We start from the raw sequence: 20564 nt of genomic DNA, 5'->3' as shown, positions 1-20564 counted from the left end.
TCAAAAAACAATGCCAAAATCAAGAAAACGAACATTCAAGACCAAACGAGGCGTTTTAAAACGAATATATCGCAGAGATCTAATTTGGAATGACAATCGCAAAAAGGATTTTGAAAATCAACAAAGTTTTTGAAAGAGTCAAGAAAATTTTAAAAATCAGTAAGGAGAATTATTATTATCAATGTTATCTTTGATTTTGCCATGGGCTCTCGGGTAAAATCCAACATCGGTTGATAATTTTCTCATGTTCTCCAGAATTTCATTTGTAGGTATGGATAAAGGACAGTTTAGTGTGCATAACCCGCATAAAGTACACATATAAAGGCCTGAATTAAAACAGGTTTCATCATCTTCAATGAATTTTGACATTGCAACTCCCCGACCGCCAAGATAGTTGTTAAAACCAAATTCATTTCCAACGGCATTATACACCGGACAGTGCACTATACAATTTCCGCAGCCTATGCAATAAAGACATTCCTCAATTGCTTCGCTTCTTCCATTATCTAAAAGAATAACAACAACTCTTTCAGCACCATACATATTTTTGATAAGTTTTTTCTCGATATCCGCTGTTTTTGACGGACCTGAAATTACATTCATATATGAAGTCACAAAGTTTCCTGTTGCAAATACCGTTTCCAGTTTTACAACAGAGATTGCATCTTCCAAAGTCGGCACTATTTTATCAATTCCAGCTACAATTATATGTAAATCTTTAAGTGAAACTATTGAAATATTACCCTCATTGTGCACCATTACAAGGGACCCTTCTTCAGATGCTATTGCATTGGCTCCACTTATACCTACTCTTGCACTTTCAAGGCGTTTTAGCACATCACTTCTTACAGCTTTCATAATCTCTTTAGGTTCCGGGTTAACATTGACATTCAATGAATCGTTTACAATGTCGGTGATTTCAGATATGTTTAAATGTGAAGCGGGACCTGTTGGATGGACCGGCTTATTATCAGTCTTTTTAAGCTGCAAAATTCTATCTCCAAGGTCAGTTTCAATAACATCAATATTCAAGTGATTCTTTAAATCAATTTCTCCTAAAGTATTGGATTTGGCTTTAGCAATGACCTTAGCATCATACTCTTCAAGCAAACCGTCAATAATATTAAGGGCATCTTTTGAAGTTTTTGCGAATTTCACTTCAATGTCATTGCGTTTAAATGATTCAAGCGCCTGATTGAACAGTTCTTCATTATTGTCAGAAGAATATTTTTTTATTTCTTGAACTCTTGAAGTTAGCCTTTTAATATTTGGAGAGTCTTTAATGGATGAAGATCTTTTTTTAACTGTATTGAAAGATTTTCTCATTGTTTCAAGTTCGCTAGTTTTCATCTACACCACCATACTTTACTAAAAACTCAGTTAAGTCAAGCACTTCAAGCTCATCATTTTCCAGGTTAAGCTTACAGAACGGGCATGGAGTCACCAAAGTTTCGCAGTTAGTTTCTTTTGCTTGCCCAATTCTTGATTTTGCCATTTGTGAAGCTAATTCAGGGTAAGCTGACTTTACACCGCCACCAGCACCGCAACATAAACTATCTTCACGATTATTTTCCATTTCAACTAAATCGGCTACGCTTTCAATGACATTTCTCGGTTCATCAAAAACACTGCAATGACGGCCCAAATGACAGGAATCGTGATATGTGACATTTAGATTTGCTTTTGTTAGATTTAGTTTATTTTCTTTAATTAGCTCATCCAATAATTGTGATATGTGAATTACATCCAGGCCTTCATAGTCTTCCTTTAGAGTTTTATAACATCCAGCACATGAAGTGATGATTTTTTCTCCTTTTAGAACTCCAGTATTCTCTTCAATTTGTTTTTGGGCTTCCTTATCAAAGCCTGTCCTCAGTAGAACTGACCCGCAACATTTTTCATCTTCTAAAATATGATAATCAACGCCTGCAAGATTCAATAATTTTTCAGTTGCTTCTTGAATACTTGTTTGTTTTTCTCTTGCAGTGCAACCTCTAAAATAAAGCATTATCTATTCCTCTTCATCATCAAGGGATATTTCATTAGAAAGGGCTATTTCTTTAACGACTTTATTAACATCGTCCTGTAATTTATCCAGCTTATTATACAATCTGAAAATTACATATAATAATACGACAAACCCTACAATAATAATAAAGTCAAGACCACGGGTTATACCGAACAGACTTGCAAATCTTTCACTGGCATCAGGGAATATTGAAAACAGAATAACAAATAACCATAATAGGGTCCATAAGATTGTTGTAGCTAATGACTGCCTTTCAGTCAGATATCGTATTAAAAAGAATATGATAGCCACTACTGATATTATTGGAAATATAATTGAATATAATAACATTTAATCCACCTTAAAATTGATGTTTGACCATTTGAATGAAAATTTTGATTGCTTCTTTAGCATTGGTTCCTTTAGCTTGAGTCTCAGGAGTGTAAATTGTCTGAATTGGCACTTCAACAAATGGAATTCCATTATCATTAACTTCACGTATGAATTCGGATGAAATAAGATATCCTTTAGCATTAATATCTATCTTTCTTAAAGCATCGCGGGTTATAGCTCTAAAACCTGTTTGCGAATCGCTTACGTTAACCTTATAAAATATTCTAGTTAATATATTCATGACTTTATTTGCAAAGTTACGGGAAAATGGCATGTCCTGAAGAGGCCTAACGCCAATTACGGCTTGAGCCTCACCTGTAACCAACGGTTTTATCACATTGTCCAAATCATCGGCAGAATGCTGTCCATCTGAATCCATACTCACAACATATTTCGGATTGAAGAATAAAACAGCATCAAATCCCGTTTGGGTTGCAACACCAACACCTCTGTTTATTATCAGAGAATAAATATGAATCTTATCAGGATATTTCCTTTTAGACTCTGTAATGACCTCAAGAGTATTGTCTGTTGATCCGTCATTGACAATAATCATATTATACCCTTTTTCTGCAATAGCTTCTATTACAGGTTGGATTCTTGTTGCTTCATTATATGCCGGAAGAACAACATATGTTTGATTTTTATCTTCCAAGGTTACTTCATATTCCATTCTACACCCTTACTCATAACGGTCCTGCATCTTCTTTTCCTTCACGCATACCCATTCCAGCTTCTTTTCTCATTGCTTTTCTGTGATACATCATCTTGATTAAATTCTGTGCATGTTCACGCGCCCTGTTTTCCGCAAGCTTTGCAAGCTCAACAGGATCTTCTTCCTCATCTTCATGCACAAAGACTTCTAAAATATGGGTATTAGTCATTAATTGTGCATTGATAAGACCGGTTGATGCTTCATGAGCACACATCTTGTCTTTTTCCATAGGTCCAGGCATTCCAAGTGCCATTACTATATCGCAGTTTTCTTCTTCAATGAGAATCTTAGCAGTGACAGGTAGGTCTTTTACTCCAGGAACTGTCTGGCGTATGATTTTCAAATCATAAGCGTTCTTTTTTAACTCATCGATGGCCGCTGCAGCCATGTCATAACGAGCAAATGTGGTATCACAAATTCCAATCCTCATGTAAATTCACCTTATGAAAAAATATATTCTTTAAAATATAAAAGTTTAGTTGTAACTGCAAAGTATATTTATAAATAAAAAAAAGAGTGATTTAAAAAGAAATTAATTTTTGTTTAACAAATTAAGAAACTTCTCTTTAGCTTCCTCAATAGTTAATGGGTAATCCTCTTGCATGTCAATACCTTCATCTTCTAACTTTTGGAAAAGTTCAGTGATAATAGGTACTTTTAAATTTGCTTTTTCAAGAATTTCCGGTTGTGCAAAAATCTCCTTAGGAGTGCCTTCGCCAATTAATAAACCATCAACTAAAACAAAAACTTTATTAGCGTAATCCGGAACCAGATCTACTTCATGAGTTGAAATTAAAATGGTTATTCCTTCAGCATTAAGTTCTTTAAGTAATCTAGATAAATCAACAACACCCTGTGGGTCAAGACCGGCAGTAGGTTCATCTAAAACCATAAGTTCCGGTTTCATAGCAAGAATCCCTGCAATTGCTACTCTTTTCTTTTGACCTCCACTTAAATGATGAGGTGCTTTTTTCTCGTATCCGCTCATCCCAACACGGGATAGGGCTTCTTCAACTCTGTCTTGAACTTCTTCCATTGGCAGACCTAAGTTCAAAGGTCCAAAAGCAACGTCCTCTTCAACTGTTGGAGCGAATATCTGGTCATCTGGGTTTTGGAAAACAATGCCCACTTTTTGTCTGAATTTAAGTAATGATTTCTTATCATATTTTAATTCTTCTCCATCGATAAAGACTTTTCCTTCATCAGGTTGGTAAATTCCATTTAAATGTAAGAATAATGTTGATTTTCCAGCTCCATTTTTACCTAAAAGAGCAACCATATCTCCCCTTTCAATTTTTAAGCTAACTCCTTTAAGGGCCATATATTCGGAATTGTATGAATATTTTATATTTTTTACTTCTAACATATTAACGCACCTTTCTCGGTTCATAAACTGGAAGTTCTCCACTATATCCTCTTGAGTCTAGAGAATTCTGTAAAGTTTCACTTTTATCTAATGATCGTAAAAATATTGTGCTTGAAAGAGCACCCAATGATTTAAATGATGTAAAGTAAGAATGATAACCTAACCTGGAATCCTGTGCTTTTTGCATTGTATCGATTTCATTTAAGAAGATAAATATTGTGTTATACATCAAAAGACCTATTTCTATCATGATCTTTGGAACTTTTAGTCTGCCTAAGCAGTGCAGAATTTTTGCAATTGGTGTTGTAAGTGCTAAAAAACCAAGACACGGCAAACATCCCATTACTCTCATAAATGTGTAAACACCATAATGCCAGGAATCTGTTGTAACAACTATTCCAAATATGCCAGTTTCATAAATTACATCTCCTTTTCCAAAGAAGAATATTAAGAATATACAAGTTATTACAAGAAATGCCATTGGCAATGATAAAAATTTCAAATAAGATTTATAGTTAACTTTCGCTATTGCCAATATGACAATAGACATCACAACAAAGATAAATACATCAAAATACAGATTATCAAGTGCTAATGTAACAATCAACAGGATTGCTGTTAAAAACAATTTAAAATAAGGATTTGTTTCTGTTAATTCATTATTATGCGCAATGTAATCCATATCAAATTTCATAAATACCACTTAAAAAAAAGAAATTAATAAAGAAGAAAAATTTATTCTTCTTTACCTTGTCCTCTCCAGTAACCGAAGAAGTAACCAATGATGATTGCTCCTATAGCTGCTTGAAGAGCGAATAATAAACTTTCTATTTCACCACTAGGTGGTTCCCATATAGATGAAAACCAAGGTTCAAAACCAGATTCTTCGATAGCTTCACCTGCGGCATCATCTGCACCACCAAAGTATCCGTCATCTTCTCCGTGACCACTAAACATGATTAATGGTGCAACGAATAATATGATACAAACAGCTGCTAAAATTAATAATGTTGATGTTTTCATAATTATCACCTTATGCTTCATTAGGAGCTAATGCGCCAAGTTTATCTAATAATTTTGGTTTGTAAGCTTTTAATCTATCCCAGATAATTACTGTTAGTATACCTTCACCAATAGCTAATGGTACTTGAGTTACTGCGAAAATAACTAAGAATTTTACTAATGCTTCACTGAAAGTTGGAGCAGGGAAAGCAAAAGCTAATTGGAATGAAGTAGCTACGTAAGTTAATAAGTCTCCTAAGAATGCTGCAAAGAAAATTGCAATAGTAGAAGCAATATTAGCTTTAGTTAAACCTTTATATACAATCCATGCAACAAATGGTCCAACAATACCCATTGAGAATATGTTTGCTCCTAAAGTGGTTAATCCACCGTGAGCGAGTAATAATGCTTGGAATAAAAGTACGATAGTTGCGAGTACTGCGGTTACAGCAGGACCAAATAATGCTGCACCTAATCCGTTACCACAAGGGTGAGAACAACTTCCAGTAACAGAAGGTAATTTCAAAGATGATAAGATGAACATGAATGCTCCGCTTACTGCAAGTAATGCTTTTGATTCAGGGGTTTCATCTACAATTTTTTTAATTTGATAAATACCAAATGCAACAACGGCGAATGATATGATGAACCATATAATACACCATGTTAAAGGTAAATATCCTTCCATAATATGCATAAATTATTTCCTCCAATATATATCAAAATCATTTGACAGATTTATCAATAAAAATTTAAAATATAATAGAACTTTTATAAAGTTTTATTGATAATGGTATTATATAGTTTATTATATATAAATATTATTAGTAATACCAAAAACAAAGTTTAGTCAAACCTAATGAACTTTAGGAAAAATTCAATAAAGTTGATACTATGAACATAAAAAACAATGTGATTTTAGCACTTGATGTAATGAGTGAAAGTGAAGCAATAGAAATCTGTGACTCGATTAAGGAATACCTCGACACAATAAAAATTGGTTATCCGTTGGCACTTGCGGAAGGCCTTGAAATCATTGGAAAACTTAAAGATAAATTCGGATTCAAAGTCATCTGTGATTTTAAGGTAGCCGATATCGATGCAACAAACTCAAAAATATGTGATGAAACATTCAAGGCAGGGGCAGATGCGATAATATGTCATGGTTTCGTCGGATCAGACAGTGTTCAAGCATGCCTGGATATGGCAGAAAAACATGAAAAAGAATTATTTTTACTGACCGAAATGTCACATCCCGGAGCGAAAATGTTTCTGCAAAAAGACGCAGAGGCAATTGCCCAGATGGGTGTCGATATGAAAATAAAAAATTTCGTGGCACCCGCAACAAGACTCGGCAGATTGAGCACTATCCGGGAAATTGTAGGTCCTGATGCATTTATTATTTCCCCAGGTGTTGGAAAACAGGGTGGCGATGGTAAAAAAACTCTCGAATATTCCAATGCAATAATTGTTGGAAGGAGTATTTACGAGGCGGACAATCCAAAGAGTGCATGTGACAAATTGATAAAATCACTAGATTAAACTAAAATATTTATAAATGAAAAAATATAAATAATAATGTTCTTATTATCTGGGAACAAATTGATTTAAACGGAGGAAAAAATATGGCAAACGAAGTAACAAAAATGATTATGGAAACAATCTTAGCATTGATTACTACCGCTTTTGCATTCGTTGCAGGTGAAGCATGGAACAGTGCAATTCAAAAATTAATTGAATCCGTCATTGGTGCTGGAGATGCTCTTCCTAGTTTATTCACTTACGCTATTGTTGTGACTATCATTGCAGTCATCGTTACCGTACTCATTGCTAGAGTAGCTGGTAAAATGGGCGTAGCAGATGAATAAATAAAAACAAAAAAGGAATTTTTTAATTCCTTTTAAACTTCTTTTTTTAATTTAACTTTTCAAAAACAATTCCTGCAATTTCATAGGCTACTTCAAATAATATGAAGTAAATAAATACCAAAACATTGAAAGCTCCAAAAATTGCAAGCAAAAATATAACTATTTTCATCACGAATCTATATTCAAAAAATAGATTAATAAAACCATTATCTGTAACTTTTGATATTGTTTCATGGCCAATTTCATCAGATAATGCGGCTATAATACAGATTAGCAAAACAATTAAGCTTAAATCGGGAACTCCAAAAATCAGACAGACAACTACAAACACGATTAATGTAATAATATGATGAATTCCATCCACCTTTAAAGCAATCAGGTTACCGATTAAAATAGCGATGAAAATGTATGCAGCTCCAACATCACTAACGGTAGCGATTGCTGAAGCAAAAGCGCATAATATGCCAAAAACACTGGCAAACAATACGTTATGATTAACATCAAATAAATCATCTGAATATTTCATAAAAAATCCAGATAAGAAAAATAAAATAGCTAAAATTATATAACTCATCTAATCACTGTTATTAATTTTATCTAAAGCGGCTGCATAAATCAATGGGAAAATTACAGTAACATCACCAACAACACTTGCAAGACTAGATCCACATCTCGCCTTAGCCCAGGATTTCGCTTCTTCAAGAGGTGCGCCGCCTAAACTACCTGCTTCAGGCCTATCCATTGTAATTTGAATAGCTGCATCAAGACCTCCTTTTATCACATTGGACGCCAAGGTGTAATGTTTTGTAAGACCTCCTCCTAAAAGGATTGCACCTACCTTTTCGGCTCCGAATACAATATCTGAGAGATAATGCATATCCGCAACTGCATCAACAACGAAATCATGGTCCTGGTTAAATATCCATAATTGCAGGCCCATCATTGAATCAATTAACCCCGGGGCGAAAATAGGCACATCATTACGTGCGGCCGCAGCTACAAATGAATTTTCATCTTCAACTAAAAGGCCAATTTCATGAAGCAGCTCCTGAATTGAAATCGATTGTTTTTCACTAGCTATCTGTTCAAATATCCTTGTTATTTCAGTTTCAAAAATAGTAAAATCCTCAGAACCAACATTAATATCTGCAATTCTGCCAATACCCTCTTCGTTTAACTCTTCATCATCCTTTCCTTCATGGCGATAATGGGATCCTCCAAATGCTTCAACCAAATCATGAGTAATATTGGCTCCGCTTGATACGATTAAATCAACATGCCCCTCATTAATCATCTTTGTTACTATATTTCTCATTCCTCCAGGTATTAAAGGGCCTCCAAGGCTCATGAACACTTTCATGTCTTCATCTTGTATCATGTCTGTTAAAATATTGCATGCTCTTGCAACTCTGCCTGCTCCTAAAACACCCGATTCATCAAATTGATTGATTAAATCAGAGATTTTCATATCATTCGTAATATCAATCTGGTTAACTTTCATTTAATCACTTAATTAGTAATAATAGGGAATTGCTTTAAATTTGTAACGCTGTCAATCAAATCTGTTCTTGTTACAATTCCCAATAGATTATTGTCATTATCCGCAATTATCAATCTGGAAATTGATTTTTTAAGCATGACATCAATGGCATTAGCTATTTTTAAATCTTCATTTACAATAACCACATCTGTTGACATCAAATCTCCAACAGTTTCATCTTCTTTGTCATTAGCTATTGCATTGACCAAATCGGTTAAAGTGAATACCCCAACAATTTTTCCATTTTTTATAACTGGAGCCCCATCAATTCCTTTTTCAGATAATTTTTTCGCAGCTTCTTTTATTGAGCAATCTATGGAAAATGAAACCACATTTCTGCTTGCAATGTCTCCAACAGTTTTTTTAGGTATACTTCTAATGGTATTCGTATCAACTAAAAGAATGTTGTCCATATCATCACGACCGACGATAGTGCCCATAACTCCCAAGTTATTTACCGGTGTCGGACCTATGCTTATTTCATCTCCAAGATTCAAATCCTTAATGCTGCCCAATACTTTTATTGCAGCTTCACATTCACTAGGTTGAGGAACACTGGTGAATTCAATTCTGGCAACAGATATGCCTTCCATCTTAGTGCCATTTTTATAAATAGGCACGATAGAATCATTGTCTGAAACTGAAATATTTAAAGAATGGTATGCTTCAATTGTTGGTTTATATCCTCCTCTTGGGCCAGGCACGCCCTTGACTAAGCTTAGGCTTCTTAATGATTGCATCTGATTACGGATTGTTCCAGGATTCCTATTCATAACCTCAGCAATGTCTTCGCCCTTTATTGATTTTCCATTTGAGGATTGATATAAATTAATCAAGGTTTGTAAGATTTCTTTTTGAACAGATGTTAACATGTTTGTATCCCCATCTAAATAATAATATAATAATTTATGTTAAGTATACCTTATAAATATTAATGATTTATAATGATAATTTAAAACCAACAAAAAAATAAAAAAAGAAATGAAAGGATTATTCAATCAATTGTTTTAAATCATTTCTAATAATTGAAGTTGCATCAAATCCCTTAATTGCATCAACCATTTCCGGGAATTTGGCTTTAGGAATCAATACGTTGATTTGTGAGAAATCTGAACCTGGAGTAATAGTAGGCTCATCAGCACAAAGCTTATTGTCGATTAGATAGCCTGAAACCTCTTCGATTTTACTGTTTGCAATATTGAATTTCACATCAAAGTATTTTTTAGCGGTGATTGCTCCCAACAGCTGTTCATAAATCATTTGAGCCTTTTCAAGCTTTTCACCTGTACAGCTTACCCCTGCATAAAGGCCTGCAGATGAGTGCAGGATTGTTTCAATCTCTTTTAAGCCAGCTTTTCTCAAGCTGCTTCCGGTTTGGGTATTGTCAACAATCAAGTCAGCACCCTTTGCAATGTATACTTCAGTTGCACCGTCGGAGTTGATTACCTGAACCATTTCATTATCGCCGTCAGTCAAACCTCTGACCTGAACGAAAGGAACCGCGTCACCATAGATTTCCTGATATGCATCATTTTCCATTATGAATTTCCTGGTTAAATTAGGATATTCAGTGAAACATAAGATTGGAGTTTTTCTATCCTTATTTGCTCTGAATAAATCTGATAAATTATCATATGGAGAATCCTTAGGAACTGCAACTATCAAACGGGTTTTACCGTAATCAAGATCGCCAATTTTAACAGTGTTGGTTTCTCTTAAAACTGACTCTTCCTTAACCCAATCCTCACCGACAATGGCTATGTCTATAATTCCCCTGTTCAATTCAACGGGAGTGGATTGCGGACGAGTTAAAAAAGCAATTATGTCTTCATCGTTTAGGATTTCAATTTCATAGGATTCGTCGCCGGGTTCATATCCTTTGACTTCATAACCTGCATCAACAAAAAGCTGATAGGTATTTCCTCTTTTCACATTATTCAGACTTCCCTTTGGAAGCCCTAAAATTATCTTATCATTCATATTAATACCTAGATTAAACTTGTTAATTTCAAATATATATTAGTTGTGATGACTAATTAAAAAAAAATAAGTTATTTGTGATAAGCTTCACAACTTTGTCTATTTAAAGCATGTCTGTGGACATGCATATGCTTGATTCCATACTCTGTTCGAATCTCATCCATTATTTTAATGCCTTCATGGGAATGTGAATGTTCCCCATCATTATGGAAGTGATAATGTGAGTGTTCAACATTTTCAGTGTCGATTTTCTTGATTGAATCATCAAAGTGCCTATCATATAGCAATGCTGCATTTAGAACTACCAAACATGATCCCGCATTGTGGACAATAGCTCCAGTTACAGGGTTTAAAAGGCCTAAAAGGGAACAGACAATAGCTGCCGCATTGATTGTCATGGAAATTATGATATTTGCTTTGATTGTAAATAGAGTCGAATTTGACAGTTTTTTAAGATATGGAATTTTACCGATGTCATCCCCTAAAAGTGCAATGTCAGCCGCTTCAATTGCAACATCACTTCCAACAGATCCCATCGCTACACTAACATCTGCTGTTTTAAGTGCAGGTGCGTCATTTACACCATCCCCAATCATACATACCTTCTTGCCTTCCGCTTTAAGTTTTTCAATCCAATCAAGCTTTTCTTGAGGAAGCAGATTTCCATAAACCTTGCCGATTCCAACTTTTGAAGCAAAGTAATTTGCAGTTTCTGTATTATCTCCTGTGAGTAATATAGTCTCAGTTCCTAATTCATGCAAGTTTTCAATCATGCTTTTAGAATCTTCACGTATCACATCAGATAATCCAATTAATCCAACTACTTGGCCATTTAATGCAACGATAATTGAAGCTTTTCCATCGTTTTTTAGTTTGTTCAAATGATTATCGATATCACTATCAATATTGTTTTCGATTAAGAATTTGGAGTTTCCTGCATATACCTTACCATAAGAATTTGTACATGTAACCCCCTTTCCAGGATACATTTTAAAGTCTTTTGGTTCTTCAATAACAATTTGAGCTTCCTTTGCATTATTTACAATAGCTTTTGCCAGTGGATGTTCACTTAATTTTTCACAGGATGCTGTGAGCTTAAGCAAATCCAAATCGGATAAATCATCACTTAATGAGATAATATCAGAAACTTCTAAATTACCGTAAGTCAAAGTACCTGTTTTATCGAATACTAAAGTATTTAATCCTCCCAATGTTTCGAGAGCTTCACCTGATTTAATTAAAACCCCATATTTGGTTGCCTGACCAATGGCTGCCATAATAGCAGTAGGTGTTGCTAAAATTAATGCGCATGGACAGAATACTACTAAAACTGTAACTCCCCTTTCGACATTGCCTGTTACAAGCCATGCGGCAATTGCTATAAATAATGCAACAGGAACAAGCCATGTAGCCCATTTGTCAGCAATCCTTTGAGTAGGAGCCTGCTTTTCATCAGCAGCCTTCACCAAATCAATCAGTTTTTGAAGTGAAGAGTTTTCACCCAAACTGGTTGCCTTAATGTCAATGGCGCCATACATGTTCATGGTACCGCAGAATACTTCATCACCTACTTCCTTGTCAATAGGCAATGATTCACCTGTCATGATTGACTGGTCAAGTGAAGAAGTACCGCTTATTATTTCACCGTCCACAGGTACGCTTTCTCCTGGAAGAATCCTCAAGATATCGCCAATTTGAATTTTATCGACAGGTATTACTTCTTCTACCCCATCAATGATTCTTCTACCGGTTTGTGGAGTTAAGTTGATAAGATTTCTTAAACCTTTTTTAGCTCTTTCGACTGTCCAGTCTTCTAGCAAAGCCCCTAACGCCATAATCCATGCAACTTCACCTGCAGCAAATATCTCGCCAATCAAAAGTGATGCAACCATAGCTATTGCAATCAATAATGCAGATGAGATCCACTTTTCACGAATCAACCTAGTCATTGCTAGAAGCAACATTGGAATACCGCTTATTATTACTGTACCCCAAGCGGGGTTTAGGTAAATTGGAGTATCTATTCCAAAAATCATAAAAATAACTGCTATTAATAAGAATATCCCTGAAATAATTGTCATTTTTAGGCCAAATAGGAAATCAGTAATTTCATCAATCATACATAACACCTCAAAGTATTACTTTTTTTGAGTTCATTTAAATACTCAGTATTACTCAAAAATTTTTTAAAATTTTCCCCCAAATTTTGAAACTTACTAAAAAATTAATTTTTGTAAACACCAAACAGCCAAAAAGTATTACTTTTTTTGAGTTCATTTAAATACTCAGTATTACTATTAATAGTTATGTACGAAGAAATATATAAAAGTATTACTTTTTTTGCATTCATTTAAATACTCAGTATTACTAAAAAAATAGGAAAAAGAATTTTCTATAGGAAATATCTTCATCACAGCATTAGGGTTTCATAGCCAAGTCCATAATACTAAATGGTTCGCCCTCTTTTCTAGGGGCAGGCGCACCCATTCCAAAAGCAGATTTGGCGAATTCCTTATTCATTCTTTTTGAAACTTCACCAAAAATCATTTTATAAGCAGTACATTGCGGATCAACTGCCTGTGGAGTCTGATATGCAACGATTGCATTGTAAGGACATCCCCCTTCACAATATTTCACATACCTGCATTTTTTGCAGTTCTCATCCACATAATCCCTGAATTCCATGAGCTTTGCCCAAGCGTCAGATTCCTTTAGGTCATCGAAGCTTGGACTTGTAGCCACATTACCTAAAACATACTCAGGCATCCCCACAAACCTATAGCATGGATAGATTGAACCGTCGGCACCAACAGCCAATGTTGTTCCAATGCAGTCTGCAAAGGTGCATAAAGTACCTCTTCTTCTAAGTGCAGATTTGCAGATATGATCCAGATCCATTACAGTGAACTTGTCCAAGTCATAAAGGTATTTGTCAAGCCAATCGACAAGCAACTTACCATGTTCTTCCTGATCAAGTGCCCAAGGGTCGGCATTGTCCCCCCTTAGAGATGGCAATGCTGCATGGATTTTCAGATTCATTTTTTCTCCCTTAAAGAATTCATACAATTCATCGGAGAAATCTTTGGAATAGTCAGTTACAGTTAAAACAAAGTTAATGATTAACCCTTTGCTTTTTGCAAGCTCATATTTTGACATTGTTTTATCAAAATAACCGTCTCCCCTTTGATAGTCATTAATTTCTTTTGGCCCATCAATACTTGTACTTACAACAACATTGTATCTCACAAATAAATCAATCAAATCCTCTGTTAAAAGCCAAATATTACTTTGAAGAGAAAATCCTTCAAAATTTTCCAATTTTGAAAGTTTATCAAGTGCATATTCATAAAAATCGTAACCCGCAAGAAGCGGTTCTCCTCCATGGAATGTGAAATGGACTTTATCATCTCTAAAATCGCCTAACCAAGTAATAATCTGGTCTATAATTTCAACGTCCATCATTTCCTTTTTATTTTCAGAACCCCAACAATATTTGCAATTTGACGGACAATTTAATGTAGGGATAATCATTACATGAAATGTCATTTTAACCGTGAATTTTATTTAATTCTCTTAATAATTTCTTTTTCTCATCTTCTTCCATATCATAATCTTTTACAAAAAATATGTAACCACATTCTTCACATTTCACAGTTTCCATTTCCGCATGTGCATTATGGTTATCCAACATTTTTCTGTGAGCAACCTTATCTTTAGAACCACATTTCGGACATGGAGCTAATAGTTCTTCAAGTTTCATTTTTTCACCTTAATTAATATTGTGTTTTTGAAGTATATAATTTTATCAAATATTCTAACGATTGAGAAAATTAACAAAAAACCGATAAACAGGAAAACCGACATGTTCTACAAACCATAAGGCATATTTAGAACCAGGAACCTCAAATTCCTTTTTAACTTTTTTCAATTCACCAATAATGTCTAATTTTTGAGGGCATTTTCTCAGACATTTTCCACAAGCGTTACATTTGCCTGCATTTCCTGAATTGCCCATAATCCCCCCGACATATTGATAATAATCTATGAAAGACTGGTTAATAAATCCTTTATGGCCAAACAAATATTTTTCATTATAAATTTTCATGCATTCGGGAATGTTCACCCCCTGCGGGCAAGGCATGCAATAACCACAAGTGGAACAATTAATCTTTAAAGAATTTCTCATGACTCTTTTGACAAGTTCAATTGTTTCCATTTCTTCAAAACTCAATGATAAAGGAGTTATCCTATTAGCAACATCTAAATTTTCGTCCAGCTGTTCAAAAGTATTCATCCCTGAAAAAACGCATGTAACATTTCGATTATTTAAAACCCATTCCAAAGCCCATTCAGCAGTACTTTTATTGGAGTTTGCTTTTTTAAATATTTCTTCTGCTTCTTTAGGCATTTTACCCGCAAGAATTCCTCCTTTTAATGGTTCCATTACAAAAATACCCATGCCCTTTGAGGCAGCATACTCAATACCTTCCATACTGGCCTGAACATGTTCATCAAAGTAATTATACTGAACCATGACCACATCCCAATCATAAGCATCAATCAGCAATGGAAATTCCTCTTTTGGGCCATGGTATGAAAACCCGACATGCTTGATTTTGCCTTCACTTTTTGCCTTGCTTATAAATTTGAACAAATCCCTTTTTATCAACCTATTCAACGATTTTAAATCGACAGCATGAATTAAATAATAGTCAATGCAATCCCTTTGAAGGCGTTTTAACTGCTCATTCAAGATCTTTTCCATATCCTCATATTTCCTTACATTGATTGCAGGAAGTTTTGTGGAGATTTTTACCTTATCCCCATATTCGCCATGTAAAATTTCACCTAGAAACGATTCACTATCCCCATAAAGATATGCAGTGTCTATAAAATTAACTCCATTGTCAATAGCATGATAAATCAGTTTAGAACCTTGCTCTCTGTCGATTTTACCGTTTTTTAATGGCAATCTCATTGCTCCAAAACCCAATGGAGAAATTTCATCGCCGGTTTTTTGAATTAATCTGTATTGCATGTTATCGTTTAGTCATTCTGATGAATTTGTCTTTGGCAATCTTGAGTAAAACCCCAACGCCATGAGTGACTGGTCCTTTGGTTGATGAGTTTTCAACATCGTATTTTACGGTAATTGGAACTTCAAGAATCCTTAAATTATTTTCGGCGGCATCAGCTATCATTTCACTTTCGATTCCGAAACCGGGGTCTCTGAATTTATAGCAGGAAATGGTTTTGCCGCTGAATGCCCTGAAACCACTTTGTGAATCAGTTACGCTTGTTCCAGCAGTGATGTTGGTAGCTATATCCAAGACTTTTTGGCCTACACGCCTGTAAGCAGGGGTATTTTCTTCAAATCCGTTAATATACCTGCTGCCGTTTACAAAATCGGCCCTGTCTTCTTGGATGGGTTTTATTAAATCAGGTATTTCATCGGGATTGTGTTGTCCGTCCCCATCAATTGTAACAACTATGTCATATCCTTTTACATTGCTAAAAGCATCTTTTAGGGAAACGCCTTTTCCAAAATTAGTAGGATGTTTTAAAAGAGATGCACCAGCGTCTTGAGCAATTTGAGAAGTATTGTCACTGCTTCCATCATCTACAACTAAAACATCATCAGCATATTGGAGTGATTTTCTAACGACCTCTCCAATAGCTGCCTGCTCATTGAAAGCAGGAATAATTACAATGGTTTTCATATTATTCTATTCTGTAATAATCTTTCATCCATTCAACAGTTCTTTTAATACCTTCTTCAGGCGGAACCTGCGGATCATGTTTCAAATCACGAATAGCTTTAGAAAAGTCAATGGTTTTAACTTTTGTTGTGAATTCTTCAGCAGGAGTGTAAGTTACTAAAGAATCGTCAACACCGACAGCATCCAAAACCATATCTGAGTATTGCTTGATGTCCCTTTCCCATTCCTGTTTACTTCCAACATTGTAAACTTCTCCTGGAATGAAATTATCGACAATATTTGAAAAAGTTCTTACAGTGTCTTCAACATAATCAATAATCCTTTTATGACCCATATGAACAGAATATGGAAGTCCGTGTAAAGCTTTATAAATAAAAATTGGGATAAATCCTTTATATGGTGAGTAAGCTTCATGAGGACCGTAGCAGTTTACAGGTCTTACACGTACAGTTTCAGTTCCGAACATAGTGGCCGAATTCATACACATGAGCTCTCCAGCCCATTTGGAAATAGCATAATCATTCATCTGATAAGTTTGAGAAATAGGGACATTCTCCATTACGTCTTCAGACATGATTCCCTCATAATCGCCATATACTTCAGCTGATGAAAATGAAATCATTCTAAAGTCCAATTTTTCCTGAAGGCGAATCATGTTTTTTAATCCGATTACATTGGTCTCCCAAAGGTTTTCATAATACCCTTCGCCGTTCCATCTGCCGTACTCGGCAGCTAAGTGGTAAACATAGTCAAATTTATCGTTGTCATCAAATATCCTTTCCATTTGACGATAGTTCCTAACATCTCCTCTTACATAATCAGAATAGGAATCAGAATATAAATCAGCTTCCCCTTCGTGGTGTAGCAAATCTACTGCCAATACTTCATGACCTCTGCTTCTGAGTTCATTGCAAAGGTTGGTTCCGATAAATCCGCTACCTCCAGTAACTAAAATTCTTTGAGTTTCCATTCTATGCCTCTTTAATCATTTCTTTCATGTATTCAATTAAGTTATCCTTTGATTCAGGGTCATCCATAGCAAATTCAATTGATGTTTTGAGCCATTCAAACCTGTTTCCAATATCATAGGTTTGGCCTTCAAAGGTAACTCCATAGATTTTGTCTAATTTTGAAAGTGCATCGGTCAATTGGATCTCGCCGCCTACACCCGGTATGGTTTCATCAATCTTATCAAAAATATCCGGTGTCAATACATAACGGCCCATAATGGCTAAATTGGAAGGAGCTTGATGAGCCAAAGGTTTTTCAACTAATTTTTCAATATTATAGACATTTTCTTCAACTTTAGTTCCTTTAATTATCCCATATCTTTCTACCTTTTCATATGGCACTTCCTCAAGTGAAATTGCTGAAGCCCCATACTTTTCATAAACATCTATTAACTGTTTGGTGCAGGGAGTCGGACCTTTTGTTATTGAATCTCCTAAAAGCACCGCAAATGGCTCTCCGCCAACATGTTTTCTAGCACAAGAGATTGCATCTCCAAGCCCTTTTTGTTCTTTTTGTCTCACATAACAAATATCTGCTAAGTCAGTGATTGCACGTACTTGCTTTAGGCGGTCATCTTTACCGGCACTTTGTAAAGTTTGTTCAAGTTCAAAAGACTTGTCAAAATGATCTTCGATTGACCTCTTATTCCTACCTGTTACGATTAAAATATCATCAATTCCAGAAGCTACCGCTTCTTCAATAACATATTGAATTGTCGGTTTATCATAAACAGGCAACATCTCTTTAGGTTGCGCTTTGGTAGCAGGCAAAAATCTTGTTCCGAATCCTGCTGCCGGAATTACAGCTTTCATAATTATCACCATATAAGTTTATATTAATAATAATTTTTAGTTTAAATATTATAAATATATTAGTAAAAAAAAGTAAATTATAGTTATTTTTTAACTATAATCTTGTTCTTATTAGTCAATCCTTTATAAGTTGTCTTGATTGTATATTTTCCGACTTTCAATTTATTAGGAACTTCAAAAACAGCCTTTCCTTTTTTGTTGGTTGTCAATTTAAAGGTTTTGCCCTTAAATTTGATTTTTACTGCCTGATTTTTAAAAGCCTTTCCTTTGGAGTTCAAGACCTTAACTTTAAATTTGGCGGATTTTTTAGCCTTTTTAGATAAATCTTTAGTTTTTAAAACTGTTTTTATCTTAATCTTGTTTTTGACCTTAACATTGTCATATTGGGTTATGACGGTGTACTTTCCAGGTTTCTTATCAATTTTTAAAGTTGCATAACCTTTCTTATTGGTTTTAACTTTATATGTATGTTTATCTATGGTAATATTGACAAATTTTCCAATAGCCAATTTTCCATCCGCACCATAAACTCGAACTTTAAATTTTTTGGAATTCTTATAATACTTGATTAGATTTTTAGAAACTATTTTTGTTTTAGGAACTACTTTAACTTCCAGTTTGCCATGACCGTAAGTCAGATGGACAAATCCGTCACGGTCTGCCACTACAGTAATATTTCCCGGAATGTTTAATACTGTGAAAGCTGATGAGGATCCGTCTTTATTCAGCAGCAATGTATTGCATTTCACTACAATAACATCTCCCTTCTTAACAAAGTCCTGATTGTAAGAGGCGTTTAAAACAATCCAGTTCTTCAGATTGCCAATCTTTTCAACATTTGTATCAGGCAAAATGTCACCCCAGAAGTTATAATCTGCAACCACATTTCCTGAATATGTATAAAGAGGACATCCCTGGGAACTGAGTAGCCATGAGTATTTAATCAATCCGTTTTCACCAAACCACATTATGTCCCTTCCAAAAATATTTCCGGTATTGATGAATTTGGAGTATAATATTTTACCATTGGTCCCAACCCAGCAGATTGCAGCTCCGGACCATCCATCATTATAGTAGAATTCACTTTCAAGGACATTTCCTGAAGATCCTCTCCAGCAGATTGCTCCTCCGGAATTCGGATAACCTACGCTATTGCCCCTAAAGACACATTTGGAGACTGTCCCGTTTGTACCGTTCCATATGATTGCTCCGCCTTCATTGGTTTTGGCACCCACCGGCCTGATTTTTATGTGATGAATTATCATTCCATTTTCATCAACCTCAAATTCCTCCTCATCGAATGGGTCATCTTCAATGCCATAACCTGTGTTGTTTGTAAATTTACAATTTTCAATGTATCCGTTGGCTCCGTTCCAGTAAATTGCTCCTCCACCGGCCTCATTTGAGAAATATCTGCCATAGGCATTTCCGTTGATAAATTTGATATTCTTCAAAATAACATTGTCAGCAGTGACATTGAACATTCGGGATAGCTTATTTCCATTTAAAGTATGGCCTGCTCCATCTATTGTTATTGATTTTGTAATTAAAATTCCCTTATTTGAGCCATTGACATATTCATAATCCTTATCTAAAACTAGAGTACCATTTTCAGGAGTATCGTTGACCAATACAGATAAATCGTCAAAGCTTCCTATGCCTTTTCCGGCGGAGAGAATTTCCTCGCCATCTGTCAAATTAATCTCCTCACCAATAACATCAGTTGCATTATCGTTTGCACTAACGCTGGCCATGCAAAGAAAGATGCAGAGCAGAATTGTGAAAATAACTATTGTCTTCTTAATCAATTAAAAATCCTCCGATAATATGTAAATTATATTTGATATTTAATTATAAAAAGTTTTCCAAAATAAGAATTCATAGTGCGGGGGACGGGACTTGAACCCGCGAAGGGACTGACCCACTAGGCCCTCAACCTAGCGCCTTTGACCGCTCGACCACCCCCGCTAAAAACAAAAGTAGTTATAAAAAAATATCTTTTTTAAGTTATATAAAGTTAACTATTTTTAGCATAATTTTATAGTAACTTCCATAATTTTCTCATTTTTTAAATCTTCAATTAAGCCACTATCAAGATTCCTGGCCGCCTTGTCTGCATGAATCATTAAAGTACGTGAGCATGTATAAT

At 35.0% G+C, this 20564-nt stretch carries 24 protein-coding genes and 1 tRNA gene; 2 read left to right on the top strand and 23 right to left on the bottom strand.

Translation table 11 applies throughout. From position 1 onward, the window contains the following. Positions 1 to 156: 156 nt before the first annotated feature. The 9 genes from IKS50_RS03115 to cbiM form a co-directional block, all read right to left on the bottom strand. Entirely contained in the window at positions 157 to 1350 is a 1194-nt protein-coding gene (locus IKS50_RS03115; protein ID WP_292845192.1) for an LUD domain-containing protein, read from the bottom strand. Further along, complete coding sequence (locus IKS50_RS03110) at positions 1340 to 2008, bottom strand: (Fe-S)-binding protein (protein WP_292845190.1); 669 nt, start codon at positions 2006 to 2008, stop codon at positions 1340 to 1342. Before IKS50_RS03110 ends, IKS50_RS03115 begins: the two co-directional genes overlap by 11 nt. A 3-nt stretch (positions 2009 to 2011) precedes the next feature. Further along, the gene (locus tag IKS50_RS03105; RefSeq protein WP_292845188.1) at positions 2012 to 2359 is read right to left on the bottom strand and encodes a DUF2304 domain-containing protein; all 348 of its coding nucleotides are present in this window, start codon (positions 2357 to 2359) and stop codon (positions 2012 to 2014) included. Positions 2360 to 2369: 10 nt separating this feature from the next. Beyond that, a complete protein-coding gene (locus IKS50_RS03100) occupies positions 2370 to 3074 on the bottom strand; it encodes a glycosyltransferase family 2 protein (protein ID WP_292845186.1) in 705 nt (234 codons plus the stop codon). Positions 3075 to 3087: 13 nt separating this feature from the next. Beyond that, the gene (gene ribC / locus IKS50_RS03095) at positions 3088 to 3546 is read right to left on the bottom strand and encodes a riboflavin synthase (RefSeq protein WP_292845184.1); all 459 of its coding nucleotides are present in this window, start codon (positions 3544 to 3546) and stop codon (positions 3088 to 3090) included. A gap of 102 nt (positions 3547 to 3648) precedes the next feature. Continuing rightward, complete coding sequence (locus IKS50_RS03090; RefSeq protein WP_292845181.1) at positions 3649 to 4482, bottom strand: ATP-binding cassette domain-containing protein; 834 nt, start codon at positions 4480 to 4482, stop codon at positions 3649 to 3651. A gap of 1 nt (position 4483) precedes the next feature. Continuing rightward, positions 4484 to 5176, bottom strand: coding sequence for a cobalt ECF transporter T component CbiQ (cbiQ, locus tag IKS50_RS03085; protein ID WP_292845178.1), 693 nt, complete (start codon positions 5174 to 5176; stop codon positions 4484 to 4486). Positions 5177 to 5217: 41 nt separating this feature from the next. Next, on the bottom strand, positions 5218 to 5505 hold the full coding sequence (locus IKS50_RS03080) for an energy-coupling factor ABC transporter substrate-binding protein (RefSeq protein WP_292845175.1): 288 nt from the start codon (positions 5503 to 5505) through the stop codon (positions 5218 to 5220). 10 nt (positions 5506 to 5515) lie between these two features. Then, positions 5516 to 6181: a cobalt ECF transporter S component CbiM gene (cbiM, locus tag IKS50_RS03075; protein WP_292845172.1), complete on the bottom strand. Its 666-nt coding sequence runs from the start codon at positions 6179 to 6181 to the stop codon at positions 5516 to 5518. Between the two features lie 197 nt (positions 6182 to 6378). On the opposite strand from cbiM, the gene pyrF reads away from it, so the two are divergent. Together pyrF and IKS50_RS03065 are read left to right on the top strand one after the other, a co-directional pair. Continuing rightward, complete coding sequence (pyrF, locus tag IKS50_RS03070; RefSeq protein ID WP_292845169.1) at positions 6379 to 7026, top strand: orotidine-5'-phosphate decarboxylase; 648 nt, start codon at positions 6379 to 6381, stop codon at positions 7024 to 7026. A gap of 83 nt (positions 7027 to 7109) precedes the next feature. Then, positions 7110 to 7352: a DUF5654 family protein gene (locus tag IKS50_RS03065; RefSeq protein WP_292845166.1), complete on the top strand. Its 243-nt coding sequence runs from the start codon at positions 7110 to 7112 to the stop codon at positions 7350 to 7352. A gap of 46 nt (positions 7353 to 7398) precedes the next feature. Here IKS50_RS03065 and IKS50_RS03060 read toward each other — a convergent pair whose 3' ends face one another. The 14 genes from IKS50_RS03060 to IKS50_RS02995 all read right to left on the bottom strand — a co-directional run. Further along, positions 7399 to 7926 (bottom strand): hypothetical protein, encoded by a 528-nt coding sequence (locus IKS50_RS03060; protein WP_292845163.1) that lies wholly within the window; start codon positions 7924 to 7926, stop codon positions 7399 to 7401. Continuing rightward, on the bottom strand, positions 7927 to 8853 hold the full coding sequence (locus IKS50_RS03055) for a deoxyhypusine synthase (RefSeq protein WP_292845160.1): 927 nt from the start codon (positions 8851 to 8853) through the stop codon (positions 7927 to 7929). An 8-nt stretch (positions 8854 to 8861) separates the two neighbouring features. After that, the gene (locus tag IKS50_RS03050) at positions 8862 to 9764 is read right to left on the bottom strand and encodes a CBS domain-containing protein (protein WP_292845156.1); all 903 of its coding nucleotides are present in this window, start codon (positions 9762 to 9764) and stop codon (positions 8862 to 8864) included. A 118-nt stretch (positions 9765 to 9882) separates the two neighbouring features. Beyond that, the gene (locus IKS50_RS03045) at positions 9883 to 10872 is read right to left on the bottom strand and encodes an ATP phosphoribosyltransferase (protein WP_292845153.1); all 990 of its coding nucleotides are present in this window, start codon (positions 10870 to 10872) and stop codon (positions 9883 to 9885) included. 71 nt (positions 10873 to 10943) lie between these two features. Beyond that, positions 10944 to 12992, bottom strand: a complete 2049-nt coding sequence (locus IKS50_RS03040; RefSeq protein ID WP_292845150.1) for a cation-translocating P-type ATPase — start codon at positions 12990 to 12992, stop codon at positions 10944 to 10946. 298 nt (positions 12993 to 13290) lie between these two features. Next, positions 13291 to 14418 (bottom strand): TIGR04083 family peptide-modifying radical SAM enzyme, encoded by a 1128-nt coding sequence (locus IKS50_RS03035; protein ID WP_292845147.1) that lies wholly within the window; start codon positions 14416 to 14418, stop codon positions 13291 to 13293. Between the two features lies 1 nt (position 14419). Further along, complete coding sequence (locus tag IKS50_RS03030; RefSeq protein WP_292845144.1) at positions 14420 to 14632, bottom strand: TIGR04165 family Cys-rich peptide; 213 nt, start codon at positions 14630 to 14632, stop codon at positions 14420 to 14422. A gap of 54 nt (positions 14633 to 14686) precedes the next feature. Further along, entirely contained in the window at positions 14687 to 15910 is a 1224-nt protein-coding gene (locus IKS50_RS03025; protein WP_292845141.1) for an aldo/keto reductase, read from the bottom strand. A gap of 1 nt (position 15911) precedes the next feature. Then, positions 15912 to 16592, bottom strand: coding sequence for a glycosyltransferase family 2 protein (locus IKS50_RS03020; RefSeq protein WP_292845139.1), 681 nt, complete (start codon positions 16590 to 16592; stop codon positions 15912 to 15914). Between the two features lies 1 nt (position 16593). Then, positions 16594 to 17562 carry an NAD(P)-dependent oxidoreductase gene (locus tag IKS50_RS03015; RefSeq protein WP_292845136.1) on the bottom strand — a complete coding sequence of 323 codons (969 nt, stop codon included), beginning with the start codon at positions 17560 to 17562 and terminating at the stop codon, positions 16594 to 16596. A 1-nt stretch (position 17563) separates the two neighbouring features. Beyond that, positions 17564 to 18415: a UTP--glucose-1-phosphate uridylyltransferase GalU gene (galU, locus tag IKS50_RS03010; protein WP_292845134.1), complete on the bottom strand. Its 852-nt coding sequence runs from the start codon at positions 18413 to 18415 to the stop codon at positions 17564 to 17566. Positions 18416 to 18498: 83 nt separating this feature from the next. Then, positions 18499 to 20223: a hypothetical protein gene (locus tag IKS50_RS03005; RefSeq protein ID WP_292845133.1), complete on the bottom strand. Its 1725-nt coding sequence runs from the start codon at positions 20221 to 20223 to the stop codon at positions 18499 to 18501. A 76-nt stretch (positions 20224 to 20299) separates the two neighbouring features. Continuing rightward, positions 20300 to 20383, bottom strand: a tRNA-Leu gene (locus IKS50_RS03000). A gap of 59 nt (positions 20384 to 20442) precedes the next feature. Continuing rightward, on the bottom strand, positions 20443 to 20564 hold a 122-nt coding region (locus tag IKS50_RS02995), incomplete at its 5' end, for a DUF371 domain-containing protein (RefSeq protein ID WP_292845195.1).

Origin of the sequence: Methanobrevibacter sp. (assembly GCF_017539065.1) — an archaeon.
GTDB lineage: Archaea > Methanobacteriota > Methanobacteria > Methanobacteriales > Methanobacteriaceae > Methanocatella.
This window is presented reverse-complemented; position numbering and strand designations above follow the sequence as displayed.